The following is a 22,139-nucleotide window of genomic DNA, read 5'->3' as shown; positions in this document are numbered from 1 at the left end:
ACGTCCATAACACCTGTCAAATTTTTTTATCTCCATCAGTTGGTAGTTTACACCTATGAAAAAACTACACACTCATTCACCTCACCACCAATTTTGATGGGAGTCCTCCCTGAATAAAGATAAAATTCATACCGTTCATTATAACGGAAAAACGCAAGAATTTGTAGTATCACATACTTCATCTCACAGAAAAGATACTATTTTAATTCCCTCTTAAACTAAAAATAGTACGTATAGATTAGCATATAATTTTTATTCCCATAAGACAATGTGTATCAGGCTACCAATTTTTGTGAAGATAATTGCTTTTCTATGAATACATTAACGTTATGTAAGAAAAAAGGTTCGCCAATATACCACAAAAAAATACAAAAATTTTATGACTGGTTATAATTAAGGTCATTTATAGTAATAGAATCTTCTATACAACAAATTGGATTCATCATAAAAAACTCTGCATATTGTATGCAGAGTTAAAAATATCCTTTTTCCTTTAAACTAATATATTGATGGTCGCCGATGATGACGTGATCAATTAACTCTATCCCTATAATATAGCCTGCTTCAACAATTCGCTTTGTTACTTCAATGTCCTCCGTGCTCGGTGTTGGCACCCCACTTGGATGGTTGTGGGCACATATAATAGAAGCGGCAGACCTTTTGACAGCTTCTCGAAATATTTCTCTAGGATGAACGATGGATGCATTTAAACTGCCAATGAAAATCGTTTGCTTATGAATAATTTGATTTTTTATATTTAAAAAAAGCACAACAAAATGCTCCTGATTAAGCGAGGTCATATCAGGCATTAAGTAAGTTGCTGCATCTTGTGGAGAACGTATTGTGAATTTCTCATCATTATGTTTTTGAGCCAGTCTTCTACCAAGTTCAACAGCAGCCATTAATTGAATGGCTTTCACCTCGCCTATTCCTTTAATAGCCATCATTTCTTCGATGGTTGCATGCTTCAAATGATGGAGTCGTTCAAAAACATTTAACACCCTATTTGCAAGAACAAGCACAGATTCTTCCTTTGTGCCTGTCCTCAATAAAATAGCGAGTAGCTCTTGATTCGATAAACTCTCAGCTCCTTGTCGTAATAGCCGTTCACGGGGACGATCCTCTATATTGACATCTCGTATCATCAAAGTTGGTAAAGCGTCTTCTAGCAAAAATATTCACTCCTTCGCAAATTGGACTATCTGTAGATCCACCAATTGCGAAAACAAAGTTGCAAGTGGTAAACCTACAACATTGTTATAATCTCCTTCAATTCTTTTAACTAATAGTGTACCAATCGTTTGAATGCCATAACCACCCGCTTTATCAAAAGGATCTCCTGAATCTACATAAGCTTCGATTAATTCCTGCGATAGACGGTGGAAAACAACTGTAGTCTCTTCCACAAAGGTCGTTTCCTTTCCATTCGGTTCGATTATAGCGACCGCAGTCATCACACTATGTTTGTTATTTGACAAACGTAATAAGTGAGAAATAGCTTCCTCACGCGTTTTAGGTTTATGTAGTAGCTCTTGATTGTAAACAACGATTGTATCTGCACCAATAATCGTGGCATTAGCTGCTTTTTTGGCTACATCACGCGTCTTCAATAAAGCTACTCCTTTTACATAATCCTGCATTGTATGAGCTTGTACACTTGTTTCTTCCACTTCACTTGTCAAGACTTCAAACGGGAGTGCTAGCATGTTAAGCAATTCCTTGCGCCTAGGGGAAGCAGAAGCAAGGACAAGCTTATGATTTGTTTTTAACATTATCTGATCATTCCTCCTTATCCTTATGATACAGAAGAATGCACAATTTGAAAATTTTCAAAAAAACAAGATAATGAAGATTTCATTATTATTTATTGTTAAAACTTCACTTGAAGACACGTATTTTTAGATTGGTAATGTGCAAAAACATGCAGACGAATGATGTTGATATCGTTGGAAATAGTAGAGGCCGCTGCGCCAATGGACTGCCAATCCTCAGGTAGCGTTGAGTCCTTGCCATTTTCCTTAAAATTTAATTTTGCGGCATTTTTATCTGCTAATGCAGTTGGTAGTTCTGCCAAGGTAGGTTCTTTACAGCTTTCACCACTGACGCTAAATGCCTTTTTAAAGGTTGCGGGGTCCTGTAAAAATTTTAGCTGACTTTCCTCCGTCACCATGCTTGTCCACACATAAAACTTGTCATCAACTTGAACGATCGCGCTCTCTTTTAAGGCAGGATACTCAGCAACAAATGAACTTGCGCTCTCATAGTTTGAATACACGCCAGCTTGGCTTGCATAAAACATCGATGCATTAGATGTATTGGTTGTCTCCCCGGCAGTTGGAATCGTTTCTGTTTGTGATTGATTATTTGCCACTTCACTACCATTTTTCTTTAAAGGTAACTGTGTGCTGGCTTGTAAAACGCCCAGAAAAATTGCTACACCTAATAGACCAACAAATCCACCAATAATCATTGCTCGAAATATTTGTTTTTTCATCACATGACTTACAATTTTCATTCAACTATCACCTCATCCTTCCACCTATCTATGCCAACATCATATGATATTATATGTACATTCCAAAGGGTAAATGCGAATTTATTATTTTTTGATACGGAACTCATTGCAATCCTAAATTTGCAGCCATAAAAAAACTAGGACTCACTATTAAGAGCCCTAGTTATTTCATTGTTTTAATCTATGACGAACCTCTGTTAATAAATATAACGAGCCTGCTACAATGGTTCTCTGCTGTCTATGTGATTGTGCCTGTATAAAGGATGCATAGTCAAGCAAGGTTGTTTTCGATGTTGCATGAGAAAGTTTGACCATTTGATGTGCTGGCATTGCTCGTGAATTAGCAAAATCGACGAAGTAAAAGTCATCACTCACCTGCTCTAGAATTCCGAGAATCTGCTCAACATCTTTATCTGCTAGTATGCCAACGACAAATGTTATCTGCTCATTTGGATATTCACACTGAATCGTTTCTATTAATTTTTCAGCACTTGCAGGATTATGCGCACCATCCAATATAACGAAAGGCATTATTTCTTCAAAGCGTCCCAAAATAGAGGCCTTTTGCACAGCTTGACGAATAGCTGTTTGATCAATAGACACGTCTAATTCTGACGCCACTTCAAAAAATGCTGTAATGGCGAGAGCCATATTGTTTCCCTGATGTGTCCCCTTCATAGAACGATTCAGGTTCGCAATTTGGAACTGCTGTACGTCATTCATATAGCTTTCTCCATCAGTTGTTTGCTTAATGGCAAAATGCTGACCTAATGCAAATAGAGTGGCTTTTTTTCGAACGGCTGCTGCATCCACAACTCGCTTCGCCTCATCAGGCAAATCACCAATAATAACTGGACGTTGTTGTTTAATAATACCTGCTTTATGGTGTGCAATGCTTTCAAGCGTATCCCCTAAAAACTTTGTGTGCTCTAAAGCAATACTTGGGATAATAGAGACAATAGGTGTTACCACATTTGTACTATCCAATAAACCACCCATTCCCGCTTCAATCAGCGCAATATCCACCTGCCCATTGACAAAATGTAAAAATGCCGCCACCGTCAGCAATTCAAAATTGGTTAGTTTGCCACTCAGCCCAGCCTCATGCATCTGTTGGAAAACTTGATCCATTTCAGCCTCTGTTATAGGTTGACCAGCTATTTGAATTTGGTCATGAACATCAACGATACATGGTGACATAAATTTGCCCACGCGTAAGCCATGTTCTTGTGCAATTGCCTCTAGAAATGTTAACGTAGAGCCTTTGCCATTTGTGCCCGCTAAGTGGACAACACGCAAAGTTTGCTCAGGATTACCTAAATATGATAAAGCCTCTTCAATCGCTGTAAGACCTGGTTTAATGATATCCTCACTTTTAACCTGCCATTTCTCTTTATAATGATCAAAGTTTGGGATCATCGTCCTTCCTCCTGTAGCCACTGTCGAGCTTGTGCTATAAAATATAATGAGCCTGTAATGACAACAATATCCTCTTTTTGGCGTTCTTGTAATACTGTTTGAAGGCTTTTTAGCCATTCTATATGAACCGTTTTATTTGCATGAGTCGACAACATCGCTAAGCTTTCAGCAGGCATTGCATTTGGTAGGTCTATTTGTGTAAAAGTGATCGAGGTGGCAACAGCATCCATTAGTTCTATACTGTTACCATGATCCTTATCTGCTAATGCCGCGTAAATAAAGTGATAATTGTTTCTTGGATAGACATTTTTTAGTGTTTGGATCAGAGCAGCTGTCCCTTCTGAATTATGAGCACCATCTAGCACAATTTGATTCGGCCATTGCTCAAAGCGGCCTGCCCATTGCGCACATTGTAGACCTTGACAAATAGAATCATCAGTAATGACAATTGCCCCCTGCTCACGTAATGTTAGTATGGCTGTGATGGCCAAACTTGCATTATTTATTTGATGTTGACCAGCCATTTTTAATGGTACATCCTTCATCAAGACATGAGCCTTTTCATATGTAAAGTGCTGATAGTCAGTGCTCTGCCAACTATTTGTCACTGTGAAGTCTTGTCCTAAAACAAAGCATGATGCATGTCGTTCCTCTGCAGTAGCTTTAATGACAGCCAATGCCTCCTCATTATGAACACCTACAACAACTGGTATGCCTTCCTTGATGATGCCAGCTTTTTCTGCGGCAACCTTTGCGAAAGTGTCGCCTAAAAAGGCTGTATGCTCTAACGAGATCGTTGTAATAATAGCTAAAAGCGGTGTTACGACATTTGTCGCATCCAAACGCCCTCCAAGCCCTGTCTCAATAAGCGCTATATCTACACCTTCATGTGCAAAATACTGAAACATAATGAGTGTAACTACCTCAAAAAAGCTTGGAAATTCACCATTGTAGTGTTCTTCTATAATTTTCGCAAGTTTATTGAAATAGTAGAGAAATTGCTCATCCGAAATTTGGTGGCCGTTAATGGTCATACGTTCATTAACTCGCTCTAAATGTGGAGACGTAAATGCCCCTACAGTGTAGCCTGCATGTTGAAGCATTTCTCTTAATGCGTTCACCGTAGAACCTTTACCATTTGAACCTGCTACATGGATTACTCTTAGCTTATTGTGAGGTTCATCTAAATGTCCTAGTACTTCCCGCATAAGGACAAGTGGCGCACGTTTATGATCAACTGCTTTTAATGTAAAAATAAATTTTGTACATTCGTTCATTGTGTTAAACAAAAGAAACACTCCTTCTTACTGCAATATCTTTATTTTAGTACAAGTAACGTTTAATAACATAGCAAAATGACAAAATACAAAAAACACGCAGCTAGCAACTGCGTGTTCGTATTAATATTATTTTAGTGTACTTTGTGAGCACATAATAAAGCACCCATATTATTTAAAATGGTTTTTGCATCACTATTTAATAATGGATGAACATCTGGGCGTTGCACTAAGTCAAAAGCATTTTTTAACGTTCTTTTTAGCATCGATATATCAAAATCTGAGCAATATTCATTAATTTTTTGGATCGTTAATAAATCTGTTCGTGATAATTTAGTGCTATCCTGTTGGGGATTACTATTTGCTAATATGTGCTTAATCAGGACACGGCCACTTGTATTCAATAAACGATAATACTTTGCTTCGGATAATTTTAAGAGATTCGTTTCGATCAATACTCTCGCGCTTACAAAGTCTAATTCATCACATGCTTTGTTGACTTTTGTAATAATGGTTGCAATATTTCCTGACATTCTCAACACCTCCATTGGCTCTTATTTTCTTTACTAATAAAGACTGTCTATCTAAAAAACCATCTATTTAGATTTGGTTTTTCACGGCTAAATAACATGAAATTAGGTTTTGTTTCCTATTAGTTCAGCGCTGCACATCATCTATTAGACCAATTTATTTAAAATAATACTATATATTTTTTCCTAATTCAATGTATATCTTTAGCTCTACATAAAAAAAGCAATGGATGACTTTTTCGTCATCCATTGCTTCGTCTTTACATATTTTTTAATTCTTCTAAACGTTTTAACACAACTGCATGCTTGCTTTCGTAATCTGCTAATTTCTCACGTTCTGCGTTGACTAACGCTTCCGGTGCTTTCGAGACAAACTTCTCATTCGATAATTTACCTGTAACAAGCTTTACTTCTTTTGCCCATTTCTCTAATTCTTTTTCAAGACGGGCAATTTCTTCCTCAAGATTGATCAGTCCAACAAGAGGCAGGAATACCTGTGCTCCTGTCACAACAGCGGTCATTGACTGTCCTGGGGCCTCTAAACCTTCACCAATTGTTAAAGTGTCAGGATTACAGAATTTTTCTAGATATGCTTGATTATCTTTAAGTACAGCTGCTGTTGCTGCATCTTTCGCTGAAATAAACAACGGTACTTTTTTGCTCATCGGTGTATTTACTTCCGCACGAATATTACGTACTGAACGTATAATATCCATTAGGAGCTTCATATTATCTGCTTCATCAGCAAAATGAAGATCTGTGCGTACTGTTGGCCATGCTGCCACTGTAATAGATTCACCTTCGTGTGGTAAGTGCTGCCAGATTTCTTCTGTAATGAAAGGCATAAATGGATGTAAAAGACGCATTGTTTGATCTAGTACGTAAGCTAAAATAGATCGAGTTGTCTTTTTAGCTGCTTCATCCTCACCGTAAAGTGGTAATTTTGCCATTTCAATATACCAAGAACAGAAATCATCCCAAATGAAATTGTATAATTCACGGCCAACTTCGCCGAATTCATAACGCTCTGCAAGAGAGGTTACTCGTTCAATCGTTTCATTTAAGCGCGTTAAAATCCATTTGTCAGCTACAGATTTTTCACCAGTTAAATCGATCTCATCATATGTCATACCATCCATATTCATAAGCGCAAAACGTGATGCATTCCAAATCTTATTGGCAAAGTTCCATACTGCTTCAACTTTTTCAGTTGTATAGCGTAAATCTTGACCAGGTGATGAACCAGTAGCTAAGAAGTAGCGTAATGAATCTGCACCGTATTGTTCAATGACATCCATTGGATCAACACCATTGCCAAGTGATTTACTCATTTTACGCCCTTCACCATCACGTACTAAACCATGAATTAGCACATCTTTAAATGGACGTTGATCTGTAAACTCAAGGCCTTGGAAAATCATTCGAGAAACCCAGAAGAAAATAATATCATAGCCTGTTACTAATGTATTTGTTGGATAGTAACGTTTATATTCTTCATTTGCTTCATCTGGCCAACCCATAGTAGAAAACGGCCATAGTGCTGAAGAGAACCATGTATCTAGTACATCTTCATCTTGCGTCCAGTTTTCTGCATCTGCTGGGGCTTCTTTACCTACGTATATTTCGCCTGTTTCATTATGGTACCAGGCTGGGATTTGATGGCCCCACCATAATTGACGAGAAATACACCAATCGCGTATATTCTCCATCCAGCGGGAATATGTGTTTTCAAAACGAGCAGGAACAAAGTTTACTTTCCCTTCTTCGTCCTTTTGCAGCTCTAGGGAAGCATCAGCAAGTGGTTGCATTTTAACGAACCATTGTGCTGAAAGATATGGCTCAACAACAGCACCAGAACGTTCAGAGTGTCCTACTGAATGCATATGCTCTTCAATGCGAATTAACACACCTGCTTCTTGTAAATCAGCAACAATTTGCTTGCGGCATTCGAAGCGATCCATTCCTTTATATTTGCCAGCAAGATCATTCATTGTGCCGTCTTCATTCATTACTAGAATGCGCTCTAGATTATGACGATTACCAACTTCAAAGTCGTTCGGATCATGGGCTGGTGTCATTTTTACAACCCCAGTACCAAATTCCATATCAACGTACTCATCAGCAACAATTGGAATTTCGCGACCTACAATCGGTAAAATAACGTTTTTACCAATTAAGTGCTGGTAACGCTCATCGTTCGGGTGAACAGCTACCCCAGAGTCACCAAGCATGGTTTCGGGACGTGTTGTAGCAACTTCTACATAGCCAGAGCCATCAGCTAATGGATATTTCATATGATAGAAGGCACCTTGCACATCCTGATAAATTACCTCGATATCAGATAATGCTGTTTTTGCTGCTGGGTCCCAGTTGATAATACGTTCACCACGATAAATTAAACCTTTTTCATATAACTGAACAAAAACTGTTTTTACGGCATCTGAAAGACCTTTGTCTAATGTGAAACGTTCACGTGTATAATCTAATCCAAGACCAAGCTTTGCCCATTGATCACGAATATGTCCAGCATACTCTTCTTTCCATTCCCATGTTTTTTCGAGGAATTTTTCACGTCCTAAATCATAACGTGTAATATTATCCTCACGCAGCTTGGCTTCTACTTTTGCCTGTGTTGCTATACCAGCATGGTCCATACCTGGCAACCATAGGGCATCATAGCCTTGCATGCGTTTCATACGAATGAGAATATCTTGCAATGTTGTATCCCAAGCATGACCAAGGTGTAATTTACCTGTTACGTTCGGTGGTGGAATAACGATTGAATAGGGCTTTTTCCCACTTTCAGGCTGTGCCTCGAAGAACTTCCCTTGTAACCACCATTCATAGCGACCAGCTTCAATGGACTGTGGGTCATATTTAGTTGGCATTGAAATGTTTTCTGTCATATTGACTCCTCCTATTGTTTGAAAACTGTTGGTAAAGAAATACTATTTATTTTTTACCCAATAAAAAAACTCCTCTCGTCTAAAAGGACGAAGGAGTTTTAGTTCGCGGTACCACCTTTAATTCCAGCAGGGTTAAGATAAATATTAAATAACATATTTTCTCAGCCTATTCTACTGGCTCTCAATTCGGTAACGGTGTTTAACCGGCTTTAACTACTATTAGTTCACTAAAGCTGCTCAAGGGCTACCTTCAATTTCGTACAAATAGAAACTTCTCAGCTACCGTTTCCTCTCTGAAAATGTAGTCAAAATTTACTCTTCCCTATCATAGCATCTGTATTTGATTTTCCTTATTGTACCGCAGGATCGTGTCATTTTTCAAGTGATTTAGTCATCTTTTAGTAAGAGGAAAGTAAATAGAAAAGGAAGTGACAATTCAAATGCGACGACGCAAGTATAACCCTTGGCTTTTACCACCTTGGCTACGACAAGTTCGTTTTTATTGCAGAACCATCATCGTGCCGATTTGTGCTTTTCAGTTTATCCGTGTCATTATTGTGCCAACATCAGGTGATTTAGTCTTCTTATTACTCCTGCTTCTTCTCTGCTATTTACTTTTGAAAGACATCATTTGAAACACGAACTTTAAGCGGTGTATATTCTTCTGTTAGATCCCAAATCATAGAAGGCACTTCATGCCAAGTACTGGATTCGCGTACAACAATATGGCTTGAGGATTCTCTTAATACAGCTTTTTGGTCAACTGTTGTAGAATTCTCTTGGCGTGAAGCTGCTGCTACTGCGGCAGGTTGTTTCACTTGAACACTTTCTTCAATTGCAGCCAATGTCTCCTCTTGTTCGAAAGCATGTGTTGATAGGTGCGGATTGTCTAACACATCTTTTTCAACAACAGGTTCATATTCATTGAAAGCACTTGTGACTGTCCACTCAAGCTGACACATCTGATTTGTTAGACTAGGGCGAATATCCTTGACCATTAAATCTTTGACATCTGATTCTTTTGGTAAATCCACATGTAAAGGAACGGCATACTCAAAATAACCAGTATCTCCTTGAATATCAAGGGCATCAATTGTAATTAAATCTTCATTTTCCGCAAATGCTTGCATATCTTGAAAATCAAAGCGAACGTGTGCGGTGATATGATAGATGCCCATAAGTCGCAAAGAATCCTCTAACTGCATTGCCTGCCACTGTGGCTTAATTTGAACAGCTGCTATTTCAGTTGGGCAGCCATATCCAGGAAAACAAAATGTTTCGCGCATATTCCAAGTTTTGTGTTCGATAATAATCCCTCCCTTTGCATCATATGACGATTTGAAGGATAGTATGCTAGGATGTTGCCATTTGAACAGAGTTAAAAATAGATACTACTAAAAAAATGGCATGCTAGAAGTAATAGTCTAGCATGCCATTCCCATGGATGTTCATTAAACATTTACTAATTTAATTTTATTAGCTACACGATCTGTTAGCATTTGTGTTGCCTTTGGTACGATCGGTTTAAAAATTGGATTGAGAACAGGGCCAGCTAACCCGCCTGCAATGACTTCTAAGAATCCTGTCATTTTAGTATTTTCAGCGTCGATACTTTCTGCGAGGAAATAGCCATTTCCTGTGAAGTTATCAGAAAGCCCCTTTAATTCAAATGTAACTTTTGATGGTGCTATCCATTCTAAGATTGTAATTTCTACTTCAACTGTTTTTTTCAAAACGCCAACATTGCCTTTAAAAGTCCAAGTGGAGTGTTTCTCATCAATCATTTCATGTGCATTATAACCAGGGACAAGCTTTGCCCATTTTTCCATATCACTAACGAAATCCCATACATGTTCAATCCCTACGGGTACTTCGACCGTGTGTGTGCCTGTTGCCATATCAATTCACTACTTTCTTTTATGAATAGCTATATTATAAACGATATCGCCCACAATTTGGCTATGCTGAAAGATGTAATTTTGACAAAAGCAGGTCCTTCATCCAGTATAGTTGAGCTTACTTACTAGTAAATATATGCTATTGTTCCTTTTTACTCATGTATTCCTCAAGCACTATAATGCCTTCTGCTTAATCCATTAAAAAAGGTAATGTCAATGGGATATAAAGCAATTTTACAAAGCGAGGGTTTATTCCGTTCCGCTAGCATCCTTTCCAGGGGGGCGTTCGTGAGTGACAACACCTCTACATAAAATGAGTAGTGAACACTTTTACTTTATTTGAAAACCTTGCTATTAAGAATCATTTTTATGGGGTGAAGTGGAAGGTGCTTGAATCCCTTGGGATAGCTAAAGAGGTGAGCCACAGGAAAGCAAGTAGCCTACAACGGAAACCATTTTCACCTTTCGCAAAAATTCTAGTGATGGTTTTGTTTTCAACAGCAGAAGAGCATGCTAGAAATAATTCTAGCATGCTCTATCAAATTTTATTGCGCTAATTGCGCAAATACTTTATGGAATGCTGCCACTGTTGTCGCAATGTGCTCTTCCGTGTGAGCTGTTGAGATGAATAGTCCCTCGAATTGAGAAGGAGGTAAGAAAATACCTTCCTCTGCCATTAGACGGAAATATTCAGCGAATAATTGTAAATCTGATGTTTTAGCAGAAGCAAAATCAATGACATCTTCATTCGTGAAGAAGAAGCCAATCATAGAGCCTGCACGATTAACAGTGTGCGGGATATTATATTTAGTTGCTGCTTCACGGAAACCAGCCTCAAGCTGATCCCCTAATTTTTTAAAGTAATCATACGTACCATGGTCTAAACGGGATAACGTTTCATAACCAGCTGTCATCGCTAACGGATTCCCCGATAATGTTCCTGCTTGATAAATTGGTCCAGCTGGTGCTACTTGCTCCATAATTTCTTTTTTCCCAGCGAATGCGCCTACAGGGAGACCACCTCCGATGACTTTACCTAAAGTAGTCATATCAGGCGTTACCCCAAAATACCCTTGTGCACAGCCATAATCTACGCGGAAACCTGTCATGACTTCGTCAAAGATTAATAATGCACCGTGCTCTGAAGTAAGTGCACGCAAACCTTCTAAGAAACCTGGTTGTGGAGGTACAACACCCATATTTCCTGCTACTGGCTCCACAATGACTGCAGCTAACTCTGTGCCAAATTTCTCAAAAATCACTTTTGCCCCTTCTAAATCATTATAGGCAACTGTCAACGTATTGCGGGCGATATCTGCAGGTACGCCAGGGCTATCAGGTAGGCCTAATGTGGCAACACCAGAACCAGCTTTAATCAATAAGGAGTCACCGTGACCATGATAAGACCCTTCAAACTTTAAGATCTTATCACGTCCTGTCACACCACGTGCTACACGTAATGCAGACATAGTAGCCTCTGTTCCAGAAGAAACAAAGCGAATCATTTCCATTCCTGGTAAACGGTCTAATACTAATTGAGCTAAGCGATTTTCTGTATAGCTTGGAGCACCGAAGGAAGAACCCTTCGCAGCTGTATCTGCAATTGCTTTCACTACCTCTGGATGTGTATGTCCTAAAATTAACGGACCCCAAGACAATACATAATCAATATATTCATTGCCATCAATGTCTTTAATGATTGCCCCATGGCCAGATTCCATGAAAATCGGGTCCATATTTACTGATTTAAATGCACGTACTGGGCTACTTACACCGCCCGGCATTAATTGAACAGCTTCAGCATAGGCTTGTTTTGATTTTTCGTAAGAACGTGTCATTTATTTCTCCTCCAACCAACGTGCAGCATCTTTTGCATGATACGTAATGATTAAATCAGAGCCTGCACGTTTCATGCCTAATAATGTTTCAAGCACAACTTTTTTCTCTTCAATCCAACCATTTATAGCAGCCGCTTTAATCATTGCATATTCACCTGAAACGTTATACGCAACAAGCGGTAATGGATAGTTATTTTTCATGTCTCGAATAATATCTAAATAGCTAAGGGCAGGCTTGACAATTAGGAAATCTGCGCCCTCTTCGATATCTGACTCTGCTTCACGGAATGCCTCTAGACGATTTGATGGATCCATTTGGTAGGATTTACGATCACCAAATTGCGGAGCACCATCTGCAGCATCACGGAAAGGTCCATAGTAACTGGATGCATATTTGACTGCATAGGACATAATCGGGATATGTTCAAAACCAGCTTCATCCAGACCAGCGCGAATTGCCGTTACAAAGCCATCCATCATATTTGATGGAGCAATGATATCAGCGCCAGCTTTTGCTTGTGATATCGCCGTGCGAGCTAAAACATCTAATGAAGGATCATTCAAAATTTGATCGCCCTCAATTAAGCCACAATGTCCATGATCCGTAAATTCACATAAGCATGTATCCGCGATGACTAACAACTCAGGATGACGTGTTTTAATGAGTCGAGTCGCTTCTTGCACAATGCCATGATCATGAAATGCACCTGTTCCAACCGCATCCTTTTCAGCTGGCAAGCCAAATAAAATAACTGCAGGAATACCTAATGCTACAACCTCATCCACCTCTGCCTCTAGTTTATCTAATGAAAATTGAAAAACGCCAGGCATTGAATGTACTTCATTTTTAATATTTTCGCCTTCTATTACAAAAATAGGATAGATCAGGTCCTCTTTATGTAAGTATGTTTCTTTTACCATTGATCTCATCGTTGCATTGGCACGCAAACGACGGTGTCTTTGAAATTGTAGTTTTGTCATGATTTGTCCCCTACTTTCATAATTTCTTCGATGACTGCTTGCATTGTATAAACGCTTGGCATAATATCCACAGTAGCACCGTATTGTTCAAGAGCTGCTTCCGTAATATGGCCGATGGCTGCAATGCGAGCTGCTTCCCAGCCAATATGTGGAACAACTTCCATTGCATACACGTCAACTGCTGAAGGACTAGCAAAAATCACTGTAACATTTTGATATTGCTGGATGCAACTGACAATAACAGATGTTTGATCATGTCGTTCTATCGTTTCATAGACTGTCCATTCTTTTAATTCAAAAGGCAATCCATCCTTCAGCGTACTTTTCGCCTTTTCTCCTCGAATAAACAGACATTTCGGTTGATCACCCGCTACACTCGGAAATTCTTTAACGAAAATATCAGCACTAAATATGGAAGGCATAAAGCTCACTTGAAATCCTAAATTTTCTAATGCTGTTGTTGTTTTAGTTCCAATGGAAGCTATTTTTCCTTTGAAATGACTTGCATTAAATTGATGTCGAAGCATTTTACTAGCAAAAGCTTCTACAGCATTTTGACTAGTAAAAATCAACCAATCATATTGCTTAGCGCGGTTCAATAGTTCAGGATCCTTGCTATCTAATCGTTCACAAGTTTCAATTAATGGGGCTACGATGGCATGTCCACCTAAAGCTGTTATATTTTCGACAATGGTTGTTGTCTTAGATGTGCCTGTTAAAAGTATGGTTTTACCCTTTAGAGGTAAATTACTGGGCATCTTGCTCTGCCTTTACACGCTGAATTAAATCGAAAGCTCCCTGTTTTGTTAAACTAGCAGCTAGTTCTTCTCCAATTTTTTGTGCATCTGTGCCAACTACTGTTTCCTTATACACAACAGATGCATCTGGAGCAGCAACAAGGCCTGTTAATGTAATTTCTTCCCCATTTGAAGTGGCATAACCAGCAATCGGAACTTGACAACCACCATCCATTGCAGCTAAAAATGCACGTTCTGCATGTGCTTCTTGCCAAGTGAATGAATCAGTCAACTTACCTAATTCGGCTAAAAGCTCCGCATCATCGGCACGACATTCAATGCCAAGAGAACCTTGCGCTACAGCTGGTAGACATTGTTCGACAGGTAAAAACTCAGTGACTACATCATCACTCCACCCAAGGCGTTTCAAACCAGCCGCTGCTAAAATAATGGCATCATATTCTTCTGTTTCAAGCTTAGCTAAGCGTGTATCAACATTTCCACGAATCCATTTAATTTCGATATCAGGACGTACTGTTAAAAGCTGAGCACTACGACGTAAAGAACTTGTCCCAACGATTGCTCCCGCAGGAAGGTCAGCAAATTTAACATGCCCTTTCGAAATAAATGCATCACGAGCATCTTCACGTGGTGGAATACAACCAATCACTAGCCCATCTGGCAATACAGCAGGCATATCTTTCATAGAATGAACAGCAAAGTCAATTTCTTTATCGTAAAGGGCTTGTTCAATTTCTTTTACAAACAACCCTTTCCCACCTACTTTTGAAAGCTGTACATCTAAAATTTGGTCACCTTTTGTTACAATCTCTTTTACTTCAAATTCGAATGGTGCACCAGCCGCTTTTAATTCATTAATGAACCAATTTGTTTGCGTTAGCGCTAATTTACTTCTCCTAGAACCTACAATAATTTTTCTCAACAGTCTCCAACCTTTCTTCTAATACCATAAATGGAATCGCGATAAACTACTACCTAAGAAGAAGTTTACAACAACTAATAGATAGGCATAAATATGTACCCATGCATAAGTTGTACCTGTCAGCTTGCTTTTGCGATTCACATATAGGATAAAACAATACAAAATTAAAATAATGAAGGACCCTATGATTTTCGCATCGAAAATCGAAAGACTCTCTAATGTTAATAGTGCCCATTCAAACCCTAATATTAAACTTATAAATAACATCGGAATTCCAATGAAAAATGAAATATTCATCCAGCTGCTTGTCTGCTGCAAGGAAGGCAATCTAGTCCATAAATGCGACCACTTTTTCTTTTTCAGCAATCGATATAGAACGAGATACAAAATGGCAAACACAAATGTTAATGTAAACGCTGCATAAGACAATATTGCAAATGATATATGAATAAAAAGCATCTCTGAAATTAAAGTATCCCCGACAGCTCCTGTAGGACGTTTCGGCATAAAAGTAAATATACTAGCGAATAAAAATCCTAGTATATTAATAATAAACACAGGTAAATCCACCCTTGCTATGCAATGAAGGATAATGGATAACGTCACGAGTAACCAGGAATAAAAAAGTATTCCCTCAGACAAGGATAAAATCGGAAAACGCTTCGTTTCCACAAACGTTAAAATGATAATGGCACTTTGAATCATCCATACAAATGAAACAAGCCAAAAAGCAATGCGTCTTGCACGTACTTGCTTATAAAAATAATCAGTAAAGTAAAAAACTAGACTGATCGCATACAAGACGATCATCACTTCATAGAGCCTCGTCATGGTCAAATCAGCCAATAGACATCCCTTCTTTGTCGTGAAATTAATAAACTATTTTAGCATAGAAAACAAAAAAACGTTTTCGTATCCTTAGTTTACCATACAGATACGAAAACGCCTCATGTAATATCAGTAGAAAATCCAATTGCGCGTAACACCCATGTACAATCACAGCTTTCTACGTGAGCGCAATAGATAATTTAGAAAGAGTACTTTGGTTCAGTAGAAGTCTGAGATACCTGTGCGCGTTCTTTGCGCTCAAGCTCTTGCTTTGTCATCTCATGAACTTCAGCTTCCACAGCATCCTCTATACCAAAAATTTGTTGGAATAAACGTAACTGTTCATTTGCTTTTGGAGAATTAGCCATTTCTTTAGCTTGCAAGATTGGCTCTTTTAACAATTGATTGATAATAGATTTTGTATGTTTGCTTAAAATTTTACGTTCACGTTCCGTTAAATCTGGCATTTTATTTTCGATACTTGTCATAGTCTCTTGTTGAATACGATTTGCTTTTTTACGTAATGCTGAGATGACTGGCACTACCCCAAGAGTAGCTACCCAGTCTTTAAATTGCACAACTTCTTCGCCAATCATATTAGTAATATCAGCAGCAGCACGTTCACGCTCTGCTAAGTTCGCTTCGACAATACCTTGTAAATCATCAATATCATATAGGAATACATTTGGTAGGTCGCCAACTCGTGGGTCAATATCACGAGGAACCGCTATATCTACCATGAATAATGGTTTTCCTTTACGTAAACGTTCCACAAATTGCATTAGCTCGTAATCAATAACATAATCAGTAGCACCTGTTGAAGTAATTAAAATATCCGCTTCTAACAAAGAACATTGTAATTCCTTCATTGATTTAGCTTCACCATGGAATTTAGCTGCTAAGCTTTCTGCTTTTTCAAATGTACGGTTAATGACAGTAACTTTCCCTACACCACTACCGTAAAGGTTCTCAATTGCAAGTTCCCCCATTTTTCCTGCACCTAAAATAGCTACATGCTTGCGTTGTAATGAGCCAAAAATTTTCTTTGCTAATTCTACGGCCGCATAGGAAACGGATACCGCATTCTCACCAATCGCTGTTTCATTATGAGCACGCTTTGCAAATGTTACTGCTTGTTTAAATAGCTGATTGTATACCGTTCCTGTTGTGCCAATCTCTTGTCCACTTAAAAAGCTTTTTTTTACTTGCCCTAAAATTTGTGTTTCACCTAGAACCATTGAATCGATTCCAGCTGTCACTTTAAATAAATGTTCGACTGCCTCATCTTCTTCACGAATCGTTAAATACGAAGAAAATGTCTCCACAGGCAAATCAAACCAGTTGGCTAAAAATTGTTTCACAAAATGACGTCCAGTATGCAATTGATCCACAACAGCATATATTTCTGTACGATTACATGTCGAAACAATTACGTTCTCTAATATACTTTTTTGCTTTTGCAGCGCTTCCATTGCTTGTGGCAGTTCACTCTCAATGAATGATAACTTCTCACGTATTTCAACAGGCGCTGTTTTATAATTCAAGCCTACTACGATGGTATGCATGAATAACACCTCACACGTTCTAATTCACAAATCTCATTATAGCACAGTTCGACAAGAGTTCATCAATAATTTGTGAACATGTCATGAAGAACTGCAATTCGTCATCTACATTAGAATTATTATAAACTAAGTGTAACAAATTATACGTGTTGTTTCAAATTAAAAAACTGCCCCCATTATCGGAGGCAGTTTTCTCATTAATTTGTTATTGTAACAGTCTTTATTGCAATCATATTTCCATCTTTATCGTATGCTATAAACTCAATCTCATCATTGACTTTAAAGTCCTGCATAGTTTGAACAGTTTTTGTTAACATATACACTTGATCACTACGCTTTTGCAAATCAAACTGGACATCTCCACTGATTGAATTAAAACGTACATTCATCTTCGCAACGTTTTGACAGTTACCATCAACTCGAGCACTCATTGTAATATAACCTTTTCGTAGCGAAACACTTGTCTCTTCAAATAAATCTTCTGGGTTGATACAGCTTGAAGCTTGCGTTTTACATAAAATTGTATCAATTAACTTCTGGAAGACTTGATGCAATTGCAAATTATCAATTGCATGGAAGTACGTTCCGCCCGTTTCTGAAGATAATTGCATTAAAGTAGCGTCATTTACTTGTGATTTTTTGCCCATACTTACTGTGTATACTTTGACACCTTGCTTTTTCGCTTCATTTATAACTTTTGTCATTTTTGATTTACTCGTTTTACCATCAGATACAACGACAATAGCTTTGGATGTTTTCGAATCGTTCGAGAATTTTGTTAAAGCAATATCGATGCCTGCAAAAATATCGGTTGCACCCTTATCTTTCGATGCTTTATAAAGATCTTTTTTCAACACATTTTCTGTTGTACCTTCTCCAAGTACTGTCGCTTTTGTATTGGTTTCAATGACTATGTTATTTTTAGCCTTTAATTGATTGATTAGTTCAATCATTTTCTTCCCACGATAATTTGTTGGATCAACAGCCTTCATGGAAGAAGAATAATCCACTACATAGGCAATTTCTGTTGCTAAAGAACAAGAGTTTTTACTGAAGTATGGATTCGTAAAAATATCTTTCGTCACTGTTTTATCTTTTAAACCCTTCAAGGACGTTGCATAGCGAGGGTCTATTGGATTGACAAGTCTTGCTTCCACTTTAGATTTGCCATATATAACTGAATCAAAGTAGGCTACAGCAGTACCTGGATTCCCTGTGTTATTTAATGGATCAGAAGTGTTCGTAATGAATGAAGCTGTTTTTTCTACTCCGTCATACTTAATTTTGACTGTCCCTTGATAATCTGTAATAGGCTCTCCACCAGGACGCACTAAAGTCACCATTACTTTTGTATAACGATCTTTTCCTGATGGTCTTGATGCAGCATCCGCACTTTCCTTGAGGGCCTCTACTCGTTTTTTAAACGCCTCTACTTGTCCAAGTAATTTACCGCCTTGGTATTTTAATAATACCGTGCGGTCATAGTTACTTAAGTTAGTGAAGATCGAATAAATCTTCATAACACTATCATAATGTTCTAATGTTAAATCTTTTTCGTCTGGCATTTCTTTCATAAGCTGAATAATGGCGCCGACTGGATTAATGTTCTCTACCTGTGAGGCAATATCATCATCAATGCCCTGAACGCGATAAATAGGACGACCATCGTCAGCAATTAAATACATTATTTCCGTTTTAGCTGGCGTTGTAACAGAGTTCTCAAAACGTGTCTTTAAAAGTTCCTCAAATAAGTGAACAGAAATATCATAGTTTTCAAATTGAAGAATAGCATTTTCATAACCTAATGCCGGATATTTAGGATCAGATCCACCGTAACGCAAATAGATGTTTTGCACATTCCCTAAAACGTCCTTCACATTTGTTTGCTGCCCAATACTAAATAATTTTTTATCTGAATTAGCATTTAGAGGAACTGGGCTATAAACATCAATTAAGTTTTGCGTAAAGAACTCTGGAATATCTTCACTTTTTGGAAATTCAGGAATCACGCTCCCATTATCATCTGTATTTGCTGGGTCGTATACTTGGTAATCAATACGCAATTCAGGCTGTGGTGCATAACGCACTTCTGCGTTTAGTTTCTCACCAACAAGACACTTCATTGCTGGATCCGTATTATTAATCAGCTCAAAAGTTATTGTATCACGTACTGATTTAGTTAATTTTGGTGCTACCACTATAGCAGATACCGTTGAACCATCCGATTGGACAATGTCAACTGCTTCACCTGAAGTATCAACAATATTTCCGTAGGATGCCTTCACGCGGAATGAATAAGATTTATCATCAGCGATAGGATCACCATTACAAGCTTTTAAAGAAACTGTAACTAGTGTTGTATCCACATTATTTGCAATTAAATCAGGCTTTTCCACCAAGATACTCTGCAATGCATTATTAACATTATTTGGTCCAGTAAAATCATTTGAATTATCCTTTGGCTCTTCAAAATCAGCACTACTAGATCCCATAAAACCAGGTGGTAACGTAATGCTATCATTATCACGACCAGCTGGACTACGTTTTAATCCTTGTACTGCGAAAGTGCTATTTTGAACAGCACGATAGAAAAATACAGCAACATCACCCCGTGTTAGTTTTGTGGATGGATTAAAGCTAGCGAAAGTGTTTTTGCCTGTAGAGCTTGTAGATAAATCATTTGAATATAAATATTGAACTGCCTGTGGCTCATCTAAATCTAAGCCTTTAAAAGCCGCGTAAATTTGGGCAAATTGGCCACGTGTTACAGCTTTTGTTCGATTCGTATTTACATGTGTACCATTAAATGGTAAATAAAAATCACTATAGAAATTATAAGCAACACTATCAATATAAGATAAAGCATAGTTACGATCTAGTTTGGCAAACATCAGAACAAGATCGCGATCTGTCACTTGATCATTTGGTAAAAAGTTACTTGCACTATTTAAGGACATCAGGTCATTATCGACCGCCCATGAAATAGCTTTATAATTATTGCTATTTGTTGGAACATCTCTAATTGTTGTAGCTGCTTGCGTAACAGTAGGTGTAGCTGTCATCAGTAGAAGCATGAAGCAAAGCATAGCAAGCAATGCTTTTTTTACATATGTCATTTTTGTTCCATCCTTTCTTTAGTTAAAGAACAATATGTCATCACGATAGTTTTGTTTTAAGTCATCCTCTAAATATTTCAAGAATCGTTCTAAAACAACTGACGCCTCTGCACGCGTTAGTGGTTTATTTGGATTAAAACGACCAGCAGCATCACCAATCATTAAGCCAAGTTCATTCGCTATATAGATGCCATCTCTCGCATAATTTGGAATCTGTTTGTCATCTGTAAATTTAGTTAAGTAACCAGGATCAGGTGCTCTATTTTCAAGTCCTAAGGCACGGACAAAGATAGTTGCAGCCTGTGCGCGATTAATAGCATTATCTGGCTTAAAGTAGTCAGCTGATACACCTTTGATTATCCCTTTATTTAACGCTGATTCAATATAACCGTAATCTTTGATAGAACGCTTCAAGTCTTTAAAAACACTTGTAGTAGGTGTCTTTTTTGATTTCTTTTCTTCAAACACACGTAAATCAACCGCTTTACCAATAGCCGTCGTAAAATCAATACGTTTCATTGGTGTATTAGGAGAAAAGAAGTTACTTGAATCTGAGTAAATACCTAGAGAATAAAGTTTTTCAATTGCTTCTTTCGCATAATGGGTTGTTAAATCTCTGAATTTAGGAATGATAAGACGTTCAATTGTCGGCATGTACTCTGTATCTAAATCAAGTGTACCTTTTTGTCCTGAAGATAGGTCGTATGTATATTCAGAAATAACATCCTTTTCACTTACGACTGCATATCCACCTTCAAAACTCCCTAAGCTACCGAGATTTTCCTCATAATTTAAAACACGTGATTTACTTGTAGATAAACGATTTTTCACATGACTTGTTTTACCATCACTATAAGAATAAACAGATTCCGTGATTTGAGTTTCTGTCGCACCCCAGAAGTTCTCATAGCCTGCATGTCGACTATCTGTTTCAATTGTTACTGTGTTTTGAACAGCATTTTTTCCTTTTCCTGTTTCAAAAGCATAGGTTTTTCTAGAAATAATATTTCCTGAGTAATAATCAGAGGCTGCACGATTATCAGTAACTGTTCCTTGTGAAAATTGATAATCGACTAAGGAATAAGTAATGGCGCCAATTGTGATTTTTTCAGTGTATTTCTTCACTTCACCATTGGATGTTTTTTGACCAAGAACTGCATAATCCACTACATCTGATTCATAGGCAATATTTCTTGTCAATGTTGCGCCATTGCTTGCTGTTAACTTCATGCTATACGTTTCAGTTAATTTACCTTTTGATTCTTTTTGAGCAATTTTAATATCTTTACTTGTTCCTTTAAAAATAACAGGTGTCCCTGAAAGGAACACAGCTTCTTCATATGTATATTCGTTTTTTACAGCACCTGTTGTTTCTAATGAAGCGGCTGATGCATTGAATGGAATAGTTGTTCCAATCAAAAAGACAGCAAGGACTAGAAACATTATTTTAGATAATTTTTTTTGCATTCGCTTTTCCTCTCTTTCACTGTGCATTTGCGTGCATAATGAAGCTTGTTTCTAATACAACTAAAAAATCTGCTCGTCTTGCGAATATATACACAATTTAGCCTATTCGAAGTAACTTC

17 protein-coding genes and 1 other annotated feature are annotated in these 22,139 nt (G+C 37.9%); all 17 genes read right to left on the bottom strand.

The genetic code is table 11. From position 1 onward, the window contains the following. Positions 1 to 473: 473 nt before the first annotated feature. Positions 474 to 1,145 carry a RadC family protein gene (radC, locus tag ACMGGO_RS06010; RefSeq protein WP_175400705.1) on the bottom strand — a complete coding sequence of 224 codons (672 nt, stop codon included), beginning with the start codon at positions 1,143 to 1,145 and terminating at the stop codon, positions 474 to 476. Between the two features lie 33 nt (positions 1,146 to 1,178). Then, positions 1,179 to 1,772, bottom strand: coding sequence for a Maf family protein (locus ACMGGO_RS06005; RefSeq protein WP_066036508.1), 594 nt, complete (start codon positions 1,770 to 1,772; stop codon positions 1,179 to 1,181). 98 nt (positions 1,773 to 1,870) lie between these two features. Then, on the bottom strand, positions 1,871 to 2,515 hold the full coding sequence (locus ACMGGO_RS06000) for a hypothetical protein (RefSeq protein WP_004226648.1): 645 nt from the start codon (positions 2,513 to 2,515) through the stop codon (positions 1,871 to 1,873). A 168-nt stretch (positions 2,516 to 2,683) separates the two neighbouring features. After that, on the bottom strand, positions 2,684 to 3,934 hold the full coding sequence (locus ACMGGO_RS05995) for a bifunctional folylpolyglutamate synthase/dihydrofolate synthase (RefSeq protein ID WP_279495629.1): 1,251 nt from the start codon (positions 3,932 to 3,934) through the stop codon (positions 2,684 to 2,686). Next, positions 3,931 to 5,211 (bottom strand): bifunctional folylpolyglutamate synthase/dihydrofolate synthase, encoded by a 1,281-nt coding sequence (locus tag ACMGGO_RS05990; RefSeq protein WP_279495630.1) that lies wholly within the window; start codon positions 5,209 to 5,211, stop codon positions 3,931 to 3,933. Before ACMGGO_RS05990 ends, ACMGGO_RS05995 begins: the two co-directional genes overlap by 4 nt. A gap of 134 nt (positions 5,212 to 5,345) precedes the next feature. Then, complete coding sequence (locus ACMGGO_RS05985; protein ID WP_279495631.1) at positions 5,346 to 5,744, bottom strand: hypothetical protein; 399 nt, start codon at positions 5,742 to 5,744, stop codon at positions 5,346 to 5,348. A gap of 257 nt (positions 5,745 to 6,001) precedes the next feature. Next, positions 6,002 to 8,647 carry a valine--tRNA ligase gene (locus tag ACMGGO_RS05980; RefSeq protein ID WP_048395142.1) on the bottom strand — a complete coding sequence of 882 codons (2,646 nt, stop codon included), beginning with the start codon at positions 8,645 to 8,647 and terminating at the stop codon, positions 6,002 to 6,004. Positions 8,648 to 8,727: 80 nt separating this feature from the next. Continuing rightward, positions 8,728 to 8,985 (bottom strand) — a binding site (T-box leader). A gap of 273 nt (positions 8,986 to 9,258) precedes the next feature. Next, complete coding sequence (locus tag ACMGGO_RS05975) at positions 9,259 to 9,933, bottom strand: valyl-tRNA synthetase (RefSeq protein WP_175400699.1); 675 nt, start codon at positions 9,931 to 9,933, stop codon at positions 9,259 to 9,261. A 165-nt stretch (positions 9,934 to 10,098) separates the two neighbouring features. Beyond that, positions 10,099 to 10,545 (bottom strand): CoxG family protein, encoded by a 447-nt coding sequence (locus ACMGGO_RS05970; RefSeq protein WP_048395138.1) that lies wholly within the window; start codon positions 10,543 to 10,545, stop codon positions 10,099 to 10,101. A gap of 545 nt (positions 10,546 to 11,090) precedes the next feature. Beyond that, positions 11,091 to 12,383 carry a glutamate-1-semialdehyde 2,1-aminomutase gene (gene hemL, locus ACMGGO_RS05965; protein WP_048395136.1) on the bottom strand — a complete coding sequence of 431 codons (1,293 nt, stop codon included), beginning with the start codon at positions 12,381 to 12,383 and terminating at the stop codon, positions 11,091 to 11,093. Continuing rightward, complete coding sequence (gene hemB / locus ACMGGO_RS05960; RefSeq protein ID WP_048395134.1) at positions 12,384 to 13,364, bottom strand: porphobilinogen synthase; 981 nt, start codon at positions 13,362 to 13,364, stop codon at positions 12,384 to 12,386. It abuts the gene before it with no gap. Then, a complete protein-coding gene (locus ACMGGO_RS05955) occupies positions 13,361 to 14,122 on the bottom strand; it encodes a uroporphyrinogen-III synthase (RefSeq protein WP_420281663.1) in 762 nt (253 codons plus the stop codon). Before ACMGGO_RS05955 ends, hemB begins: the two co-directional genes overlap by 4 nt. Continuing rightward, the gene (gene hemC / locus ACMGGO_RS05950) at positions 14,112 to 15,044 is read right to left on the bottom strand and encodes a hydroxymethylbilane synthase (RefSeq protein WP_112118090.1); all 933 of its coding nucleotides are present in this window, start codon (positions 15,042 to 15,044) and stop codon (positions 14,112 to 14,114) included. Before hemC ends, ACMGGO_RS05955 begins: the two co-directional genes overlap by 11 nt. 18 nt (positions 15,045 to 15,062) lie before the next feature. Continuing rightward, positions 15,063 to 15,890, bottom strand: a complete 828-nt coding sequence (locus tag ACMGGO_RS05945; RefSeq protein ID WP_004226624.1) for a cytochrome C assembly family protein — start codon at positions 15,888 to 15,890, stop codon at positions 15,063 to 15,065. A 182-nt stretch (positions 15,891 to 16,072) separates the two neighbouring features. Next, positions 16,073 to 17,437 carry a glutamyl-tRNA reductase gene (gene hemA, locus ACMGGO_RS05940; protein ID WP_048395129.1) on the bottom strand — a complete coding sequence of 455 codons (1,365 nt, stop codon included), beginning with the start codon at positions 17,435 to 17,437 and terminating at the stop codon, positions 16,073 to 16,075. Positions 17,438 to 17,634: 197 nt separating this feature from the next. Next, a complete protein-coding gene (locus tag ACMGGO_RS05935) occupies positions 17,635 to 20,553 on the bottom strand; it encodes a vWA domain-containing protein (protein WP_103118504.1) in 2,919 nt (972 codons plus the stop codon). 18 nt (positions 20,554 to 20,571) lie between these two features. Further along, complete coding sequence (locus ACMGGO_RS05930) at positions 20,572 to 22,020, bottom strand: S-layer homology domain-containing protein (RefSeq protein ID WP_004226619.1); 1,449 nt, start codon at positions 22,018 to 22,020, stop codon at positions 20,572 to 20,574. Positions 22,021 to 22,139: the final 119 nt, after the last annotated feature.

The organism is Lysinibacillus sp. BNK-21, from assembly GCF_048684915.1.
Lineage (GTDB): Bacteria > Bacillota > Bacilli > Bacillales_A > Planococcaceae > Lysinibacillus > Lysinibacillus capsici.
Note: the sequence above shows the minus strand (reverse complement) of the source record. Positions and strands in the feature narration are given on the sequence as shown.